Source organism: Pseudarthrobacter sp. RHLT1-30-1 (assembly GCF_059383415.1).
Genome location: NZ_JBWZCG010000016.1, coordinates 51945 through 69258 on the forward strand (window position 1 = coordinate 51945; position 17314 = coordinate 69258).

The 17314-nt window shown below is 66.9% G+C and carries 18 protein-coding genes and 1 riboswitch; of the genes, 11 read left to right on the top strand and 7 right to left on the bottom strand.

What is annotated here, in order from left to right; genetic code table 11:
- Positions 1-72: 72 nt before the first annotated feature.
- Both AC50YM_RS12765 and purU read right to left on the bottom strand, forming a co-directional pair.
- Complete coding sequence (locus AC50YM_RS12765) at positions 73-483, bottom strand: class I SAM-dependent methyltransferase (protein WP_494957322.1); 411 nt, start codon at positions 481-483, stop codon at positions 73-75.
- A gap of 41 nt (positions 484-524) precedes the next feature.
- Complete coding sequence (purU, locus tag AC50YM_RS12770; RefSeq protein ID WP_494957323.1) at positions 525-1385, bottom strand: formyltetrahydrofolate deformylase; 861 nt, start codon at positions 1383-1385, stop codon at positions 525-527.
- A gap of 60 nt (positions 1386-1445) precedes the next feature.
- Positions 1446-1531, top strand: a riboswitch (ZMP/ZTP riboswitch).
- Between the two features lie 171 nt (positions 1532-1702).
- Between purU and glyA the strand changes: the two genes are divergently transcribed.
- From glyA to AC50YM_RS12820, 10 genes are all read left to right on the top strand, one after another.
- Positions 1703-3004: a serine hydroxymethyltransferase gene (glyA, locus tag AC50YM_RS12775; protein ID WP_494957324.1), complete on the top strand. Its 1302-nt coding sequence runs from the start codon at positions 1703-1705 to the stop codon at positions 3002-3004.
- 3 nt (positions 3005-3007) lie between these two features.
- Complete coding sequence (locus AC50YM_RS12780; protein WP_494957325.1) at positions 3008-3958, top strand: bifunctional methylenetetrahydrofolate dehydrogenase/methenyltetrahydrofolate cyclohydrolase; 951 nt, start codon at positions 3008-3010, stop codon at positions 3956-3958.
- A gap of 215 nt (positions 3959-4173) precedes the next feature.
- Positions 4174-5124, top strand: a complete 951-nt coding sequence (locus AC50YM_RS12785) for an ABC transporter ATP-binding protein (RefSeq protein ID WP_494957326.1) — start codon at positions 4174-4176, stop codon at positions 5122-5124.
- A complete protein-coding gene (locus AC50YM_RS12790) occupies positions 5117-6019 on the top strand; it encodes an ABC transporter permease (protein WP_494957327.1) in 903 nt (300 codons plus the stop codon). The genes AC50YM_RS12785 and AC50YM_RS12790 overlap by 8 nt, the downstream gene beginning before the upstream one ends.
- Positions 6016-6849 (top strand): ABC transporter permease, encoded by an 834-nt coding sequence (locus tag AC50YM_RS12795; protein ID WP_494957328.1) that lies wholly within the window; start codon positions 6016-6018, stop codon positions 6847-6849. The genes AC50YM_RS12790 and AC50YM_RS12795 overlap by 4 nt, the downstream gene beginning before the upstream one ends.
- 95 nt (positions 6850-6944) lie before the next feature.
- Complete coding sequence (locus AC50YM_RS12800; protein ID WP_494957329.1) at positions 6945-7520, top strand: hypothetical protein; 576 nt, start codon at positions 6945-6947, stop codon at positions 7518-7520.
- Between the two features lie 10 nt (positions 7521-7530).
- Entirely contained in the window at positions 7531-8364 is an 834-nt protein-coding gene (locus AC50YM_RS12805; protein WP_494957330.1) for an exodeoxyribonuclease III, read from the top strand.
- A 17-nt stretch (positions 8365-8381) separates the two neighbouring features.
- Complete coding sequence (gene trpS / locus AC50YM_RS12810) at positions 8382-9509, top strand: tryptophan--tRNA ligase (protein WP_494957331.1); 1128 nt, start codon at positions 8382-8384, stop codon at positions 9507-9509.
- Between the two features lie 4 nt (positions 9510-9513).
- On the top strand, positions 9514-10173 hold the full coding sequence (locus AC50YM_RS12815) for a 2'-5' RNA ligase family protein (protein ID WP_494957332.1): 660 nt from the start codon (positions 9514-9516) through the stop codon (positions 10171-10173).
- Between the two features lie 109 nt (positions 10174-10282).
- Positions 10283-11281, top strand: a complete 999-nt coding sequence (locus tag AC50YM_RS12820; RefSeq protein ID WP_494957369.1) for a YihY/virulence factor BrkB family protein — start codon at positions 10283-10285, stop codon at positions 11279-11281.
- Here AC50YM_RS12820 and AC50YM_RS12825 read toward each other — a convergent pair.
- The 5 genes from AC50YM_RS12825 to sdhC form a co-directional block, all read right to left on the bottom strand.
- Complete coding sequence (locus AC50YM_RS12825; protein ID WP_494957333.1) at positions 11238-12008, bottom strand: alpha/beta hydrolase family protein; 771 nt, start codon at positions 12006-12008, stop codon at positions 11238-11240. The two genes, AC50YM_RS12820 and AC50YM_RS12825, sit on opposite strands and share 44 nt — an antisense overlap.
- A 128-nt stretch (positions 12009-12136) precedes the next feature.
- Positions 12137-12919: a succinate dehydrogenase iron-sulfur subunit gene (locus tag AC50YM_RS12830; protein ID WP_494957334.1), complete on the bottom strand. Its 783-nt coding sequence runs from the start codon at positions 12917-12919 to the stop codon at positions 12137-12139.
- A 1-nt stretch (position 12920) separates the two neighbouring features.
- Entirely contained in the window at positions 12921-14720 is a 1800-nt protein-coding gene (sdhA, locus tag AC50YM_RS12835) for a succinate dehydrogenase flavoprotein subunit (RefSeq protein ID WP_494957335.1), read from the bottom strand.
- A 125-nt stretch (positions 14721-14845) separates the two neighbouring features.
- A complete protein-coding gene (locus AC50YM_RS12840) occupies positions 14846-15334 on the bottom strand; it encodes a succinate dehydrogenase hydrophobic membrane anchor subunit (RefSeq protein WP_494957336.1) in 489 nt (162 codons plus the stop codon).
- A 2-nt stretch (positions 15335-15336) separates the two neighbouring features.
- Positions 15337-15717 (bottom strand): succinate dehydrogenase, cytochrome b556 subunit, encoded by a 381-nt coding sequence (gene sdhC / locus AC50YM_RS12845; protein ID WP_214840006.1) that lies wholly within the window; start codon positions 15715-15717, stop codon positions 15337-15339.
- Positions 15718-16063: 346 nt separating this feature from the next.
- On the opposite strand from sdhC, the gene AC50YM_RS12850 reads away from it, so the two are divergent.
- On the top strand, positions 16064-17209 hold the full coding sequence (locus AC50YM_RS12850; RefSeq protein ID WP_494957337.1) for a mannose-1-phosphate guanylyltransferase: 1146 nt from the start codon (positions 16064-16066) through the stop codon (positions 17207-17209).
- Positions 17210-17314: the final 105 nt, after the last annotated feature.

Genomic DNA, 17314 nt, shown 5'->3' on the forward strand with positions numbered 1-17314 from the left:
TCCCTGCCCATCCGACTCGCAGCAGGGGCCGTTTTGAGCGCCCAAAAGGGCCCCTGCTGGGATTCGGTTGGGTCAGCCGGGGGAGCGGAACACAGTGAAGCCGGTGGGTTCGGGTGCGTCCTGTTCGGGCAGTACGACGGCGATCGGGGCGCCGGGCGCCGCGACCCTGCCGAGTTCGCGGACGACGTCGTCCCATTCCTCCGGCGGCAGTCCGGTCAGGGCGTCGATGGCCCACACGGACGGGAACGTCGCGTCGGCGAACGGCAGCGAACCGGCAGCAGCGACCGAGGCTTCCAGGCCCCGGGCCCGTGCGGCGTGGATGTGGTCCTCGGAGGGGTCCACCCCGGTGAAATGGATTCCGGCCTGGACAAAGCGCAGTCCGTCCGTGCCCGGGCCGCAGTCAAGGCCCAGCACCCCCTTGCGGCCTTCGGACTTGAGCAGGGCCACGAACTCGGTCAGCGGGTCTTCTCCGGAAAGTGCCATACCTCTATTCAATGCCCGGCGTCAGTTGAATACAACCGGTGTCAGTTGAATACAACCGTGCGGTTGCCGTCCAGCAGTACGCGGTGCTCGGCATGCCACTGGACTGCCTGGGCCAGGGTGCGGCCCTCGACGTCGCGTCCCATCTGGACGAACTGCTCGGCGGTGCGCCGGTGGTCCACCCGGATGACTTCCTGCTCGATGATCGGCCCCTCGTCCAGCGCCGCCGTCACGTAGTGCGCGGTCGCGCCGATCAGCTTCACGCCGCGGGCGTGGGCCTGGTGGTAGGGCTTGGCGCCCTTGAAGGACGGGAGGAACGAGTGGTGGATGTTGATGGCCTTGCCGGTCAGCTCCTGGCACAGCCCGTTGGAAATGATCTGCATGTAGCGGGCCAGGACGGTGAGCTCGATGTCGTGCTCGGCCATCAGCGCGCGGAGCTCATCCTCGGCCTGGGCCTTGGTGGCCGGGGTGACCGGGATGTGGTGGAAGGGGATGCCGTAGAACTCGGCCAGGCCGGCCAGGTCCCGGTGGTTGGACACAATCGCCGGGATCTCGATCGGCAGCGTGCCGGAGCGCTGCAGGAACAGCAGGTCATTGAGGCAGTGCGCTGAGGTGCTGGCCATCAGCAGGGTGCGCACCTTCCGGCCCGCCGGGTTGAGGGTCCACTGCATCCCGAAGGCCTGGGCCACCGGCTCCAGGGCGGTGCGAAGCGCGAGCGAGGAAGCCGCCGTCGTCGCCTCGACGCGCATAAAGAACGTCCCGGTGCTCTGGCTGCCGTACTGCTGCGAGTCCGTAATATTGCAGCCCGCGACGAGCAGCGCGCCCGCGACGGCGTGCACGATTCCGGGGCGGTCCGGGCAGGAGAAGGTCAGAACATAGGAAGCTGTCAGCTGGTCGTCAGTCACCCAGACAGCCTACCCGCGGGTAGGCGCCGGCTGGGGCGCGGCCGCCGGCCTGGGGTAGTCTGGATCCGTCGCAACTGGCGTTGGGTGGCTAACCACCAGGGAGCGGCATCTACGAAGACCACGGATCGTACGCCTGGGCCGAGGGTCATGTTTGTCCGGTTGGCAGCACCCCGCTGCCGGCCCGCAGCGGCACCCCGCAAACGGGTGCCGGTCCCTTTCCACGTCCCCACGTTCCGGGGCCGTAATTTAGGGACGCCGCGCGGGCCAGCCGGTAACCTGACCTTAAGCAGTGCCCGTCGCCTAGCCAGGAGTTCCCCGTGACCACCTCCCTTAGCCTTTCGTCAGCCGCCGTGAGCAACCAGCCGCTGGCCGAGCTTGACCCCGAAATCGCCGCCGTCCTGGCCCAGGAGCTGGGCCGCCAGCGCGGCACCCTGGAAATGATCGCCTCCGAAAACTTCGCCCCCCGCGCCGTGATGGAGGCCCAGGGCTCGGTCCTGACCAACAAATACGCCGAGGGTTACCCGGGCCGCCGCTACTACGGCGGCTGCGAATACGTCGACATCGCCGAGCAGCTCGCGATCGACCGGGTCAAGGAACTCTTCGGCGCCGAGTACGCCAACGTCCAGCCGCACTCCGGCGCCCAGGCCAACGCCGCGGCACTCTCCGCGATGATCACCCCGGGCGACAAGATCCTAGGCCTGTCCCTGGCCCACGGCGGCCACCTGACCCACGGCATGAAGCTCAACTTCTCCGGCAAGCTCTACCAGGTTGCCGCGTACCAGGTCGAGGAAGACAACTTCCGCATCGACATGGACAAGCTCCGCGCCCAGGCCATCGCTGAAAAGCCCCAGGTCATCATCGCCGGCTGGTCCGCCTACCCGCGGCACCTTGACTTCGCCGCCTTCCGTTCGATCGCCGACGAGGTTGGCGCGCTGCTCTGGACGGACATGGCGCACTTCGCCGGCCTCGTGGCCGCCGGACTGCACCCCAGCCCGGTCCCGCACTCCGACGTCGTCACCTCCACCGTGCACAAGACCCTCGCCGGCCCGCGCTCCGGGGTGATCCTGGCCAAGCAGGAGTGGGCCAAGAAGATCAACTCCAACGTCTTCCCGGGCCAGCAGGGCGGTCCGCTGATGCACGTCATTGCCGCCAAGGCGGTTGCCTTCAAGATCGCCGGCACGGAGGAATTCAAGGAACGCCAGGAACGCGTCCTGGAAGGCGCCCGGATCATCGCGGACCGGCTGAACCAGTCCGACGTCTCCGACGCCGGCGTCTCCGTCCTCACCGGCGGCACCGATGTGCACCTGGTCCTGGTGGACCTGCGCAACTCCCAGCTCGACGGCCAGCAGGCCGAAGACCTCCTGCACTCGGTCGGCATCACGGTCAACCGCAACGCCGTCCCGTTCGACCCGCGCCCGCCGATGGTGACCTCCGGTCTGCGGATCGGCACCCCGGCGCTGGCAACCCGCGGCTTCGGCGCGGAGGAGTTCACCGAGGTCGCCGAGATCATCGCGACCGCGCTGAAGGCCGGCTCCGCCACGGACATCGAAACGCTGCAGTCCCGCGTGGACAAGCTCGCCGCTGACTTCCCGCTGTACCCGCAGCACGAGCAGTGGTAGTCCATGACTTCTGCAGAGACCGCCCCCACGGCTGAGACCGCCCCCGCGGCTGACTCCGCCCGGATCCTCGACGGACGGGCCACCGCCGCAACCATCAAGGCCGAACTGACCGAACGCGTCGCCGCGCTCAAGACCCGCGGGATCGTCCCGGGCCTGGGCACCATCCTGGTCGGCTCGGACCCGGGCAGCACCTGGTACGTCGGCGGCAAGCACAAGGACTGCGCCGAGGTGGGCATCACGTCGATCCGGCGTGACCTGCCGGAGGACACCACCCAGGAGGAGCTCCTGGCCGTGGTCCGGGAGCTCAACGACAACCCGGAATGCACCGGCTACATCGTCCAGCTCCCGCTGCCCAAGCACATTGACCAGGACGTCATCCTGGAGGCCATGGACCCCGAGAAGGACGCCGACGGCCTGCACCCGATGAACCTCGGCCGGCTCGTGGCCAACGTCGGCGGACCGATGAAGTCCCCGCTGCCCTGCACACCGAAGGGCTGCGTGGAGCTGCTGACCCGGCACGGCATCAGCCTCAACGGGAAACGGGTGCTGGTGGTGGGCCGCGGGGTCACGATCGGCCGCCCGGTGGGCCTGCTGCTCACCCGCAAGGACGTCAACGCCACGGTCATCCTCGCCCACACCGGCACCGTTGACCTGCCCGCCGAACTCCGGCAGGCCGACGTCGTGATCGCCGCGGCCGGCCAGCCGCACATGATCAAGGCGGCGGACCTCAAGCCGGGCGCCATCGTGCTCGACGTCGGCGTCAGCCGTGTCGACGACGGCTCCGGCAAGGCTGTGGTCACCGGAGACGTGGAGCCGGCAGCGGCCGACGTCGCCGCCTGGCTGTCCCCGAACCCCGGGGGAGTGGGCCCGATGACCCGCGCGATGCTGCTGGCCAACGTGGTGGAAACCGCGGAACGCCAGCTGGCCGAGGCGGATGGCGCCGCAGCGGTCTAGCCCGGGAGCCTGTTCCGGAGCCGAAAAAGTCCCGCACCTCAGGGCGCCCCTCCTTTCCGGAGGCGGCGCCCTGAGCGGTTTAAGCCCCGGACATCACGGAATGGCAAACGTCTGGATTTTTTACGAAAAGACCCTTTCATACTCCGGCGGTATCCACTACCGTGATTCGGGTGCCTGAACTCGTCTCCAAAGAATCCTCACCCAAGGACGCTCATATGAGCAGCCCCGCCGAAGCCGGCCCGCCGCAGTACGTGATCACTGCCGAGAACCTGACGAAGCGCTACGGCGACATTGTCGCGGTCGACGGAATCTCCTTCTCCGTGCCCGCCGGGGAGGCGTTTGGCCTGCTCGGCCCCAACGGTGCCGGCAAGTCCACCACGATGAAGATGATCGGCGGAGTGTCCCAGCGGACCTCCGGGAACCTGAGCATCATGGGCCTGGACCCGGACCGGAACGGGCCGGAGGTCCGCGCGCACCTGGGCGTGGTCCCGCAGCAGGACAACCTCGACGAGGAACTCAAGGTCAGGGACAACCTGCTGGTCTACGGCCGCTACTTCGGCCTGCCGATGAGCTATCTCAGGCCCAAGGCCGACGAGCTGCTGGAATTCGCGCAGCTCACAGACAAGGCGAAGTCCAAGGTGGACGCCCTCTCCGGCGGCATGAAGCGCCGGCTCACGATCGCACGGTCCCTGATCAACGAACCCCGGATCCTGCTGCTGGACGAACCCACCACCGGGCTGGACCCGCAGGCCCGGCACATCCTCTGGGACCGGCTGTTCCGGCTCAAGGAACAGGGCGTCACGCTGATCCTCACGACCCACTACATGGACGAGGCGGAGCAGCTCTGCGACCGGCTGATCGTGGTGGACAAGGGCAAAATCATGGCCGAGGGGTCACCCGCCAGCCTGATCCGCGAGTACTCCACGCGTGAGGTCCTCGAGCTGCGCTTCGGCTCGGAGCGCAACGCCACGGTTGCCGCCGAACTCGAGGGCATCGGTGAGCGGGTCGAAACCCTTCCGGACCGCGTCCTGATCTACGCCCACGACGGCGAGGCCGCCCTCGAGGAGGTCTCCGCGCGCGGGCTGCGCCCGGTGACGTCGCTGGTGCGACGTTCCTCGCTCGAGGACGTCTTCCTTCGGCTGACCGGCCGGAGCCTCGTTGACTAGGCAAGCCGGCCGGCCGGAACAACCTGCGGGAACCACGACGACGGACGCGGCACCGGGCGCACCGGCGGCCCCCGCACTGAGAGCCCATTCCCCGGCGGTCTCGGCCGCCCGCGCCCGGCGCTACGGGTCGCTGTACTTCGCCGAACACGTGCTCCGGGTGATGAAGAGCTACGGCTGGACCATCGTGATGTACGGCGTCGGGCAGCCCGTCGCCTACCTCTTCGCCATGGGCGTGGGACTGGCGACACTGGTCGACACCAACAGCGCGGCCGGCTTCGGCGGCGTCAGCTACCTGACCTTTATCGCGCCGGCGCTGCTGATCTCGGCCGCCGTGATGACCGCCGCGAACGAGTTCACCTTCCCGGTGATGGACGGGTTCAAATGGCGCCGGATCTACTACGGGCCGCACGCCTCGCCGCTGACGCCGGAGCAGATCGCGTTCGGGCAGATCATCGCCGTTACGGTGCGCTTCGCGCTGCAGTCCGCCATCTACTTCATAGTGGTGGCGTTGTTCGGGGCGTCACCGAGCGGCTGGGGCTGGGTCTCGATCCTCGTCGCCACGCTCGCCGGGCTGGCCTTCGGGCTGCCGCTGATGGCCTACGCCGCCTCGATCAAGCAGGACAAAGGCCAGTTCGCCATGGTCATGCGGTTCATCGTGATGCCGCTCTTCCTGTTTTCCGGCACCTTCTTCCCGCTGGACACGCTGCCGCTGGCCGTGCGCTGGATCGGCTGGATCTCACCGATCTGGCACGGCACCGAGCTGGGCCGGGTCTTCAGCTACGGCTACCAGGAGGCACCCCTGCTGACCATCGCGCACCTTCTCTTCCTGCTCGCCCTCACGGTGCTCGGCTGGGTCCTGACCAAGCGCCAGTTCATTAAAAGGTTGGGCGGATGAGCGCGATCAGCACCAGCCACAGCGCCACCGAGGCCGCCCGCAACCGGAAGTTCGGGCCGCTGTACTCACGCAACGTCCGCGCCGTCGTCGCCCGCGGGCTGATGGCCACCAAGAGCAGCAACTGGATGGTGATGCTCTCCGGCTTCTTCGAGCCCGTGCTGTACCTGATCTCGATGGGGGTCGGGCTGGGCGCGATCGTCGGCTCGGTCCAGGGCCCGGGCGGCGGGGAGATTTCCTATGCCGCCTACATCGCCCCGGCGCTGCTGGCCGTGTCCGCGATGAACGGCGCGGTCTACGACTCCACCTGGAACGTGTTCTTCAAGATGAACTTCGCCAAGCTGTATCAGGGCATGCTCTACACCTCGCTGGGCCCGCTCGACGTTGCCATCGGCGAGATCTTCCTGGCCCTGCTGCGCGGCCTGATGTATGCCACCGGGTTCACCGCCGTGATGGGGGTGATGGGGCTGATCACCACGCCGTGGGCCATCCTGATGATCCCGGCAGCGGTACTTATCGCGTTCGGCTTCGCGAGCTTCGGCATGGGCATCACCAGCTTCATGAAGACCTTCCAGCAGATGGACTGGATCAACTTCGTGATGCTGCCGATGTTCCTGTTCAGCGCCACCTTCTACCCGCTGAGTGTGTACCCGCAGTACATCCAGTGGCTCATCCAGGCAATGCCGCTCTGGCACGGTGTGGAACTGCTGCGGCAGATCAGCGTCGGCGTCTTCACCCCGGCCACTGCGGTGCACATCGGCTACTACCTCGTGATGATCGCGCTCGGGGTGCTGCTGACCACCGGGCGGCTGCGCCGGCTGTTCCTCAAGTAGGGCGCAAGCGCACCCCCGTGCGTCCTCCGGGTGCCGGGCGTTCGCCGGGGGTGGAAGCGTGCGGGGGCGCTGCGCGGGTTTGCGATAATAGGCTCATGCAACCTCTGGGCAACTCCGCGTCTTCCAAGCCGTCCGCGTACAACGCCGCCACGGGCAAGTTCTCGATGCTCCGCATCAGCGGGCCCGGGATGATGGTGTTCATCGTCGCCTTCGTGGTTGCGGTCATCTTTGCCGCGAACCAGAACGACGTCGTGGGCTGGGTCGTGGCGATCATTGCCGGCTTCTGGCTCGCCCTGGCCTCGTTCGTGGTGTTCAGCATCCAGAAGGCGGCCAAGAAGGCCGGCGCCAAGCTCACCGAAGCGCAGAACGCGTTCAACGCGGCGGCCGGCCGCGCTCCGTCGTCGGGCAGCGTGGACCACGGCAGCACCCGCCTCAGGGAGGTCCGCCGCGAAGCGGACGAGGTCCGGGACCTGAAACTGGACCACTCGTTCAAAATTGTGCAGGTGCAGGTCCGCGTCGTCGAGCAGGAGCGGGCGAAGGGCGCCGCGTCGGACCAGGAAACGATCCGCCGGGCGCTGGAGACCATCGAGATTACCGCCACGAACGCCCGGGACATGATCAGGCCCTCCGGCGGCAGCGACGAGCCGGTCTCCGGAACCATTGTCGACTAGAGTGGATCGGGTGAGTTCGGCATTGAAGAAGGACAACCTTCGCATCGCATCAGTCAACGTCAACGGCCTGCGCGCCGCCTACCGGAACGGTATGGCGGAATGGCTTGAGCCGCGCGAAGTGGATATCCTCTGCCTGCAGGAAGTCCGGGCGCCCGACGCGATTGTGCATCAGCTGCTCGGCGAAGGCTGGTTCATCCTGCACGCCGAAGCCGAGGCCAAGGGCCGGGCCGGAGTTGCCATCGCCTCCCGCACCGAACCCCAGCAGACCCGGGTGGGCATTGGCGATGACTATTTCGCGACCGCGGGCCGCTGGGTCGAGGCCGACTACATCGTGCGCAACGCCGCCGGCGAGGCTTCCCAGCTGACCGTGGCCAGCGCCTACGTGCACTCCGGCGAGGCGGGCACCCCGAAGCAGGACGACAAGTTCCGGTTCCTCGACGTGATGGTCGACCGGCTCCCCGGGCTGGCCAAGCACAGCGACCACGCCCTGGTGGTGGGCGACCTCAACGTCGGCCACACCGAGCTGGACATTCGGAACTGGAAGGGCAACGTCAAACGTGCCGGCTTCCTGCCGGAGGAGCGCGCGTACTTTGACCGCTTCTTTGGCGAGGAGATCGGCTGGAAGGATGTTCACAGGGGCCTGGCGGGTACCGTCGACGGCCCCTACACTTGGTGGTCGCAACGGGGACAGGCCTTCGACAACGACACCGGCTGGCGCATTGACTATCACATGGCCACGCCCGCTCTCGCTGCCTCCGCAGTGTCAGCCGTTGTTGACCGGGCGCCGTCCTGGGACACCCGCTTCTCCGACCATGCCCCGCTGGTAGTGGACTACCAGCTCTAGTCTTAAGGCTCCCACGAATGACCTCTCCTTCCACTGTGACCCCCGTCAACGGCGCTGCCGCCGAAACCGTTGCAGCCGCCGGCACCGCCACCGCTGCCGCTGACTTCGTCGCCCCCGCATCCGGGGTCCGGCAGCGCATCCTCTCCGGCATGCAGCCCTCCGCGGATTCCCTGCACCTGGGAAACTACCTCGGCGCCCTGGTGAACTGGGTCAAGATGCAGGACGAGTTCGACGCGATCTTCTTCATCCCGGACCTGCACGCGATCACCGTCCCGCAGGACCCGGCCGAGCTGGCCCACCGCACCCGCGTCACGGCCGCCCAGTACATCGCCGGCGGCGTGGACGTGGACAAGTGCACCCTCTTTGTCCAGTCCCAGGTGCCCGAGCACGCCCAGCTGGCCTGGGTCCTGAACTGCATCACCGGCTTCGGTGAGGCCTCCCGCATGACCCAGTTCAAGGACAAGGCATCGAGGCACGGATCGGAGCAGGCCAGTGTCGGCCTCTTCACGTACCCGGTGCTGCAGGCCGCGGACATCCTCCTCTACCAGCCGCACGGCGTGCCGGTGGGCGAGGACCAGCGCCAGCACGTGGAACTCAGCCGCGATCTGGCCCACCGCTTTAACACCCGCTTCGGTGAGACCTTCAACGTTCCGGCGCCCTTCATCCAGAAGGAATCCGCGAAGATCTACGACCTGCAGAACCCCACCGCCAAGATGTCCAAGTCGGCGGAATCACCGGCGGGCCTGATCAACCTCCTGGACGACCCGAAGGTCATCGCCAAGCGGATCAAATCCGCCGTGACGGACGCGGAGACCGAGATCCGCTTCGACCGGGAGGCCAAGCCCGGCGTCTCCAACCTGCTGACCATCTACTCGGCCATCACCGGACAGAGCGTGGAGGCGCTCGTCGCGGCGTACCAGGGCAAGATGTACGGCCACCTCAAAGTCGACCTGGCCGAGGTTGTGGCGGATCGTCTCACCCCTATCCGGGACCGGGCCAACGAACTGCTGAACGACCCCGCGGAGCTTGACCGGCTGCTGGCACTCGGCGCGGACAAGGCCCGCGAGATCGCCTCGGTCACCCTGCGCGACGTCTACGCCAAAGTGGGTTTCCTGCCCTACGCCGGAACCCACGGAGTCCGTTAGCGCGATGTCCGCCGTCAGCAAAGTCACCGCGAAGAAGCCGAAACGCGCCCCCGCGCGTGCCGTCGTCAGCGCCGCTCCGGACTCCGATCCGGGCAACGGACAGCGCACCGACGGCATCAGCATCGGCGTGATCCTGGGGTTCCCGGCGGAGGTCGCCGAGGAGCTCCAGCGCTGGCGTGCCTCGTTCGGCGATCCCATGGCTTCCGTCATCCCGGCCCACATCACGCTGGTGACCACCACGATGACCCAGGACTGGGAAGCGACCCGCAACCACGTGCGTGACATCGCCAGCAAGCAGGAGCCCTTCAATGTGACCATCGCCGGGACCGGGTCCTTCCGGCCGGTCTCCCCGGTGGTGTTCCTCAACGTGGAGGACGGCTTCGGGGACTGCGTCAGCCTGCACCGGCAGCTCCAGACCGGGCCGCTGGAGCGGGACCTGCCGTTCGCCTACCATCCGCACGTCACCGTCGCGCACGACGTCGCTCCGGAAAGCCTCGACGAGGCCGAAACGGTGCTCAAGGATTACCGGGCCACGTTCCCGGTGGCTAGCATGGGTCTTTACGAGCACGACGACAATGGCATCTGGCAGCTACGGGAAGAACTGGACTTTGGGACCGAACCTGACCACGACCGAGGCGAGGACGGTGCAGCAGGCGCCCGCTGAGCCGCCGCTGCCCACCGAACTGGCCCGGCTGAAGCTGGAAGTCATCCGGAAACGGGTTGACTGGGGCAAGTCCCGCCGTTCGGGCGGGGGACTGGCATCGCTGCTCGCGATGGTGCAGTGGCTGCTGGCCCGGCTCAACACCGTCCGGCCGTTGCGCGCGTTCCAGCACTACGGGCGCCAGCACGGCCCGCTGCTGAGTGCCGGCATCGGGTTCCGGATGTTCTTCTCCGTCACGGGCCTGCTGGCCACCGGATTCTCCCTGGCCGGCCTGATCCTGCGCGGGCAGCCTGCCCTGCTGGACCAGATCATCACGAGCGTGGCCACGACGGCGCCCGGCCTCCTGAAGGTCGACGGCGGCGAGGGCCTGGTCGATCCGCAGGACCTGCTGAACCCCACCGGCCTCGGCTGGACCGCCCTGATCGCCGCGGTGGTGACGGTGGTGACATCCCTGGGCTGGATCAGCGGCATCCGCGACGGTGTACGGGGCATGATGCGGCTCGGCCCGCGGGGCATAAATCCCATCCTGCAGACCCTGCGCGATGCCGGCACGCTGCTGCTCCTCGGAGCGGCCCTGGTGCTCAGTGCCGCAGCGTCCCTGGTGTTCGGCACCGCGGCTGACTGGGTGGCCGGCCTGCTGAAACTTGATCCGCTGCTGGCCGGGCCGCTGACCACGTCGGTCACGATCCTGGTGCCGCTGCTGCTGGGCTGGGGTACCGCCGTGATCATGTTCCGGTTCGCCGCCGGGCTGAAGCTGGCGCGGCGCTCACTGCTGGAAGGTACCGTGCTCGCCGCGGTGGGCACCACGGTGCTGCAGATTTTCAGCACCCAACTGCTGGCCAGCGCCGGAAAGAACCCCATCCTGGCACCCTTCGCAATCATCATCGGCTTGCTCATCTGGTTCAACCTGGTCAGCCAGGTCTACCTGGTCTGCGCCGCCTGGGCGGCGGTCCGGGAGGAGGACCTCAAGCACGGGCCGGCGGCCAGGAAGACCGGCTGGGGCCCCCGCCAGGTCCAGCCGGGAAAGACGCCGGTGGACGCGGGCGAGAGCGGCCGCGCGGCCGGGGTTACCCGGTGGCGTCGAGGTACTGGTCGGCCCACGCCGAAATAATCTTCGCGGCACGCGCCGCCTGGCCCTTGGCGGTCAGCAGATGGTCGCTGCCCTCCAGGGAGACGAAGCTGCGCGGATGCCGTGCGGTCTGAAAGATGGTGCTGGCGTTCTCGATTCCGACGGTGTTGTCGGTGGGGGAGTGGAGGACCAGGAGCGGCTTGCCCAGCCGCCGGATGCAGTCCGTGAGGTCGGCGTTCTCCAGGTCTTCCACGAAATGCCGGCGGATCTCCACGCGCTTGCCGCCCAGGTCCACTTCGGCGCTGCCCTCGCTGAGGATGCGGTCCAGTGCCGCGTCAAAGACGTGCGCCACATGCTTGGGCGAGAACGGGGCGCCGACGGTGGCGACGGCGTCGAGTTCCGGGATCTCCCGTGCTGCCGCCAGCACCGCGGCGCCGCCAAAGGAATGACCCACCAGCAGCGAGACCGGCCGGCCGGACTCGCGCATGAATTCGGCCGCCCTGACGGTGTCCGCCACCTTGTGGCTGAAGGAGCCCTCCGACCAGTGCCCGGCGGATTCGCCCAGGCCCAGGTTGTCGAAGCGGAGCATGCCGACGCCGCTGTCCGCCAGCGCCTTGCACATCCTCGACGCCGAGGGGCTGTCCTTGCCCAGCGTGAAGCCGTGCGAGAACACACCCCAGCCCTTCACGGGCCCCTCCGGGACATCGACGATGCCGGAGAGGATCTCGCCGGTGGAACCCTGGAAAGAGACTTTTTCGGAGCGGGACACGTGGACCTCTTCGCTGTTCTTGGCCGACGACGACGGCGCCCCCACCCAAAGGTGAGAGGCGCCGTCGTCGTCGTTCTTTGTGGTCTAACTCTTTAGGTTCCGGCTCAAATTTTCCGGTGAACCTGTCGCTAGATCTTGCGGGACAGGATGGCCTGCTTGACCTCGGCGATGGCCTGCGTGACCTGGATGCCGCGCGGGCAGGCCTCGGTGCAGTTGAAGGTGGTGCGGCAGCGCCACACGCCTTCCTTGTCGTTGAGGATTTCCAGGCGCATGTCGCCTGCATCATCGCGGGAATCGAAGATGAAGCGGTGCGCGTTGACGATGGCCGCCGGGCCGAAGTACTGGCCGTCGGTCCAGAACACCGGGCAGGACGAGGTGCACGCGGCGCAGAGGATGCACTTGGTGGTGTCGTCGAACCGCTCGCGGTCCTCGGCGGACTGCAGGCGTTCCTTGGTGGGCTCGTGGCCGCGGTTGATCAGGAACGGCATGACTTCGCGGAAGGACTGGAAGAACGGTTCCATGTCCACGATCAGGTCCTTCTCCACCGGAAGGCCCTTGATCGGCTCGACCGTGATGGGCTTGGACGTGTCCAGGTCCTTCAGCAGGGTCTTGCAGGCGAGGCGGTTGCGGCCGTTGATGCGCATGGCATCGGAACCACAGACGCCGTGCGCGCAGGACCGGCGGAAGGAGACGCTGCCGTCGATCTCCCACTTGATCTTGTGCAGGGCGTCCAGGACACGGTCGGTGCCGTACATGGTCACGTGGAAGTCATCCCAGGTGGACTCGTCGGAGACCTCCGGGTTGTAGCGGCGCACCTTCAGGTGGACGTCGAAGGACGGGATCTCCCCGCCGCCCCCGATGTGGGCGGGCAGTTCGATCTTGGAGGCTGGCTCAGCAAGTTCGGCGGTCATCTTAGTACTTCCTCACCATCGGCTCGTAACGCGTAAAGACCACCGGTTTGGTGGAAAGCCGGATGCCCGCAATGGCCTCCGCGGAACCATCCGCCGGGGCATGCTCATCCTTGTACGCCATGGAGTGCTTCATGAATTTTTCGTCGTCGCGCTCGGGGAAGTCCTCGCGGAAGTGCCCGCCGCGGGATTCCTCGCGGTGCAGGGCCGCCACGGTCATGACCTTGGCGAGCTCCAGCAGGAAGCCCAGTTCCACGGCCTCGAGCAGGTCCAGGTTGAAGCGCTTGCCCTTGTCCTGGACGCTGATCCGCTGGTACCGCTCCTCGAAGGACGCGATGTCCGTCAGGACCTGGTTCAGCGTGCCGGCGGTGCGGAACACCTGCATGTTGGCATCCATGGTGTCCTGCAGTTCCTTGCGGATCGCAGCAACCTTCTCGGTGCCGTCAGAGGTGCGGACGTGGTCCAGCAGGTCCAGGGTGTAGGCCTCCGGGTCGCCCGGGAGGTCCACGAAGTCGGCGGTCTTGGCGTATTCCGCGGCGGCAATGCCGGCGCGCTTGCCGAAGACGTTGATGTCCAGCAGCGAGTTGGTGCCCAACCGGTTGGAACCGTGCACGGAAACGCAGGCGACCTCACCGGCGGCGTAGAGGCCCGGGATGACGGTGTCGTTGTCCTGGAGCACTTCGGCGCTGATGTTGGTGGGGATGCCGCCCATGGCGTAGTGCGCCGTCGGGAAGACCGGAACCGGCTCCGTGTACGGCTCGACACCCAGGTAGGTGCGGGCAAACTCGGTGATGTCCGGCAGCTTGGCGTCGATGTGCGCCGGCTCAAGGTGCGTGAGGTCCAGCAGGACGTAGTCCTTGTTCGGGCCGCAGCCGCGTCCCTCACGGACTTCGTTGGCCATCGAGCGGGCCACGATGTCGCGGGGGGCGAGGTCCTTGATGGTCGGGGCGTAGCGCTCCATGAAGCGCTCACCCTCGGAGTTGCGCAGGATCGCGCCTTCGCCGCGGGCCGCCTCGGAGAGCAGGATGCCCAGGCCGGCGAGGCCTGTCGGGTGGAACTGGAAGAATTCCATGTCCTCCAGCGGGATGCCGCGGCGGAACGCGATGCCCATGCCGTCACCGGTGAGGGTGTGGGCGTTGGAGGTGGTCTTGAAGACCTTGCCGGCGCCGCCGGAGGCGAAGATCACGGACTTGGCCTGGAAGACGTGCAGCTCGCCGGACGCGAGGTCGTAGGACACAACACCGGCAACCCGCTTCTGCTTGTACGGCGTGCCGTCCTCGCGGACAGCGTCCTCCTCGACGGTCAGCAGGTCCAGCACGTAGTACTCGTTGTAGAACTCAACGTTGTGCTTGACGCAGTTTTGGTACAGCGTCTGGAGGATCATGTGGCCGGTGCGGTCGGCGGCGTAGCACGCACGGCGGACCGGGGCCTTGCCGTGGTCGCGGGTGTGGCCACCGAAGCGGCGCTGGTCAATCCGGCCCTCGGGCGTGCGGTTGAACGGCAGGCCCATCTTTTCCAGGTCCAGGACGGCGTCGATCGCTTCCTTTGCCATGACCTCGGCGGCGTCCTGGTCAACCAGGTAGTCGCCGCCCTTGATGGTGTCGAAGGTGTGCCACTCCCAGTTGTCCTCTTCGACGTTGGCCAGCGCTGCGCACATGCCGCCCTGCGCCGCGCCGGTGTGGGAGCGGGTGGGGTAGAGCTTGGTCAGTACTGCTGTTTTGGCGCGCTGACCTGATTCGATCGCCGCGCGCATCCCGGCGCCACCGGCACCGACGATCACGACGTCGTACTTATGGACCTGCATACCAGACGCTCTTTCTCTCAAAATTCGCTAACAACACCGGCCGGCGGAGCCGGCGCGGTGAAACCTCGTGGAAATCCCGTGCCTGCGCTGGCAGGCACTGATCGGGTGCCGCTGGGGCTGCGCCGCTACGGCGCGGGGCAGAAGCCGCCGGCCAGCTGGACACCGTTGACGATGGGGCACGGGTCAAAGGTGAAGATAACCAGGGTGCCGAGGACGATGATGACGGTGGTGGCTGCGTAGAGCACGATCTTCAGCCACAGGCGCGTCGCGTCCTTTTCGGCGTAGTCGTTGATGATGGTGCGCACACCGTTGGTGCCGTGCAGCATCGCGAGCCACAGCATGGCCAGATCCCAGATCTGCCAGAACGGGTCGGCCCACTTGCCGGCCACGAAGCCGAAGTCAATCGCGTGGATGCCCTCGCCGACCAGCAGGTTGACGAACAGGTGTCCAAAGATCAGGACAACCAGGACCACGCCGGAAAGCCGCATGAAGAGCCACGCGAGCATTTCGAAGTTTCCCTTGGAACTGCCGTTGCGGCGGTACTGCGGGGCAATCCGGTTGCTGCCGATCTTCGGGCCGGCACTGCGCGGGCTCTGAATCTCAGTTGCACTCATGGCTAGTGACCTCCAAGGGCGAGGGAAAGGTGGCGGATGGAGAAGCCCACCATGACGATTACCCAGAGAACGAGCACCGTCCACAGCATCTGGCGCTGGTACTTCGCGCCCTTCTTCCAGAAGTCGACGGCGATGATCCGCAGGCCGTTGAAGGCGTGGAACACGATCGCTGCAACAAGGCCCGTTTCACCCAGGGCCATCAGGGGATTCTTGTAGGCACCAATCACGGCGGTGTAGGCCTCGGGGGACACACGCACCAGTGAGGTGTCCAGCACATGGACCAACAAGAAGAAAAAGATCACTACACCGGTAATGCGGTGTCCAACCCAGGACCACATGCCTTCACGGCCGCGGTACAAGGTGCCAGCTGGTTTTGTCGGCACTGAATAAACCTCCCTGCAACACAGCGGCGCTGGCATGGGATCCACGCGGGGGGAACGCCTGCTGCGAGAGCACTCATAAACTCAAGCCTAAATCTAGGCTTCGCTCACAGCTTATTCAATTTAGCCGCCCGTTGGTGACGGCGCGGGCGCGGTTTCAGGCCGGTTTTGAGACGAACGCCACATTTCTCGCGGGTACCGGGGTGCGGGGCGCGGCACCGGGGTGGCCTCGGGGCGGCCCCCGGCACTGCTTACCGGTAGCTCCGGAGTGAGCCCCAGATGGCTGTGCCGTGCCGTGTCCACTGCGGGATTACGGCCCCTTGCACCGCGTTCAGCTAAAGTGGCCGTGATGAATACCGACGAAGCGACAAGCCAGGACTCACTACAAGACTCGGCCCTGAGCCGATTTATTGCCGTGATTCCGGCCGGCGGGGTGGGGACCCGCCTCTGGCCCCTGTCGCGGGCTGCCGCCCCCAAGTTCCTGCACGACCTCACCGGTTCGGGCAGTACCCTGCTGCGATCCACCTACGACCGGCTCGAGCCGCTCGCCGGCAAGCACATGCTGGTGGTGACCGGAATGGCCCACCGCGACGCGGTCTGCCGCCAGCTTCCGGAGATTGACGACGCCGACCTGGTGCTGGAGAGCGAGCCCAAGGACTCCGGCGCCGCCATCGGCCTGGCCGCGGCGATCCTGCACGAACGCGACCCGGACACCATCATGGGATCCTTCGCGGCGGACCAGGTGATCAGCCCTGACGAACTGTTCCATGCGGCCGTCCGGGAGGCCATCCACGCTGCCGCGACCGGGAAGATCGTGACGATCGGCATCAAGCCCACGCACCCCTCCACCGGTTTTGGCTACATCCGGTCCGGGAAGAACCTCGGCGTGGCCGGGGCCCCCAGTGCACAGACCGTCGTCGAGTTCGTGGAGAAGCCCAGCGAAGAGGTCGCCCAGGAGTATCTCGACAGCGGCGAATATGTCTGGAATGCCGGGATGTTCGTGGCTCCCGTCTCGCTGATGCTCAAGCACCTCGAAGCCAACCAGCCCGAGCTTTTCGCCGGAGTGCAGGAAATCGCCAAGGCCTGGGACACCCCGCAGCGCGAAGAGGTCAAGGCGCGCGTCTGGCCCACCCTGCCCAAGATTGCCATTGACTACGCTGTGGCCGAACCGGCCGCGGCCGCCGGCGACGTCGCCGTCGTACCCGGAACCTTCCGCTGGGACGACGTCGGGGACTTTGCCTCGGTCGGCCGGCTCAACAGCGCGAAGGAAGTCAAGGACGTCACCGTGATCGGAGAGGGCGCCCGCGTCTTCACCGAAGATGCCAGCGGCGTCGTGGTCTCCGACACCAAGCGGGTGATCGCGCTGATCGGCATCAAGGACGTCGTGGTGGTGGACACCCCGGATGCCTTGCTGGTGATGCACAAGGAACACTCGCAGCGCGTGAAGCAGGCCGTCGACGCGCTCAAAGCCAGCGGCGACACGGACGTCCTCTAGTCCCGCCGTGGCTCCGGGCGGCGGCAGCGGGAGGCCATCGGCGGCGGCGATCCCGCCGCGCGCACGGGCGGGCACGAGTGTTTCCCAAGCCGTAACGCGCCGGAC

Coding starts and splice junctions, on each gene's coding strand:
- AC50YM_RS12800 (WP_494957329.1), top strand. CDS start 6,945: ATGCAACCTCTGGGCAACTCCGCGTCTTCCAAGCCGTCCGCGTACAAC.
- sdhA (WP_494957335.1), bottom strand. CDS start 14,720: ATGCAGGTCCATAAGTACGACGTCGTGATCGTCGGTGCCGGTGGCGCC.
- AC50YM_RS12780 (WP_494957325.1), top strand. CDS start 3,008: ATGACTTCTGCAGAGACCGCCCCCACGGCTGAGACCGCCCCCGCGGCT.
- AC50YM_RS12785 (WP_494957326.1), top strand. CDS start 4,174: ATGAGCAGCCCCGCCGAAGCCGGCCCGCCGCAGTACGTGATCACTGCC.
- trpS (WP_494957331.1), top strand. CDS start 8,382: ATGACCTCTCCTTCCACTGTGACCCCCGTCAACGGCGCTGCCGCCGAA.
- AC50YM_RS12815 (WP_494957332.1), top strand. CDS start 9,514: ATGTCCGCCGTCAGCAAAGTCACCGCGAAGAAGCCGAAACGCGCCCCC.
- AC50YM_RS12840 (WP_494957336.1), bottom strand. CDS start 15,334: ATGAGTGCAACTGAGATTCAGAGCCCGCGCAGTGCCGGCCCGAAGATC.
- AC50YM_RS12830 (WP_494957334.1), bottom strand. CDS start 12,919: ATGACCGCCGAACTTGCTGAGCCAGCCTCCAAGATCGAACTGCCCGCC.
- AC50YM_RS12765 (WP_494957322.1), bottom strand. CDS start 483: ATGGCACTTTCCGGAGAAGACCCGCTGACCGAGTTCGTGGCCCTGCTC.
- AC50YM_RS12850 (WP_494957337.1), top strand. CDS start 16,064: ATGAATACCGACGAAGCGACAAGCCAGGACTCACTACAAGACTCGGCC.
- AC50YM_RS12795 (WP_494957328.1), top strand. CDS start 6,016: ATGAGCGCGATCAGCACCAGCCACAGCGCCACCGAGGCCGCCCGCAAC.
- AC50YM_RS12820 (WP_494957369.1), top strand. CDS start 10,283: ATGGTGCAGTGGCTGCTGGCCCGGCTCAACACCGTCCGGCCGTTGCGC.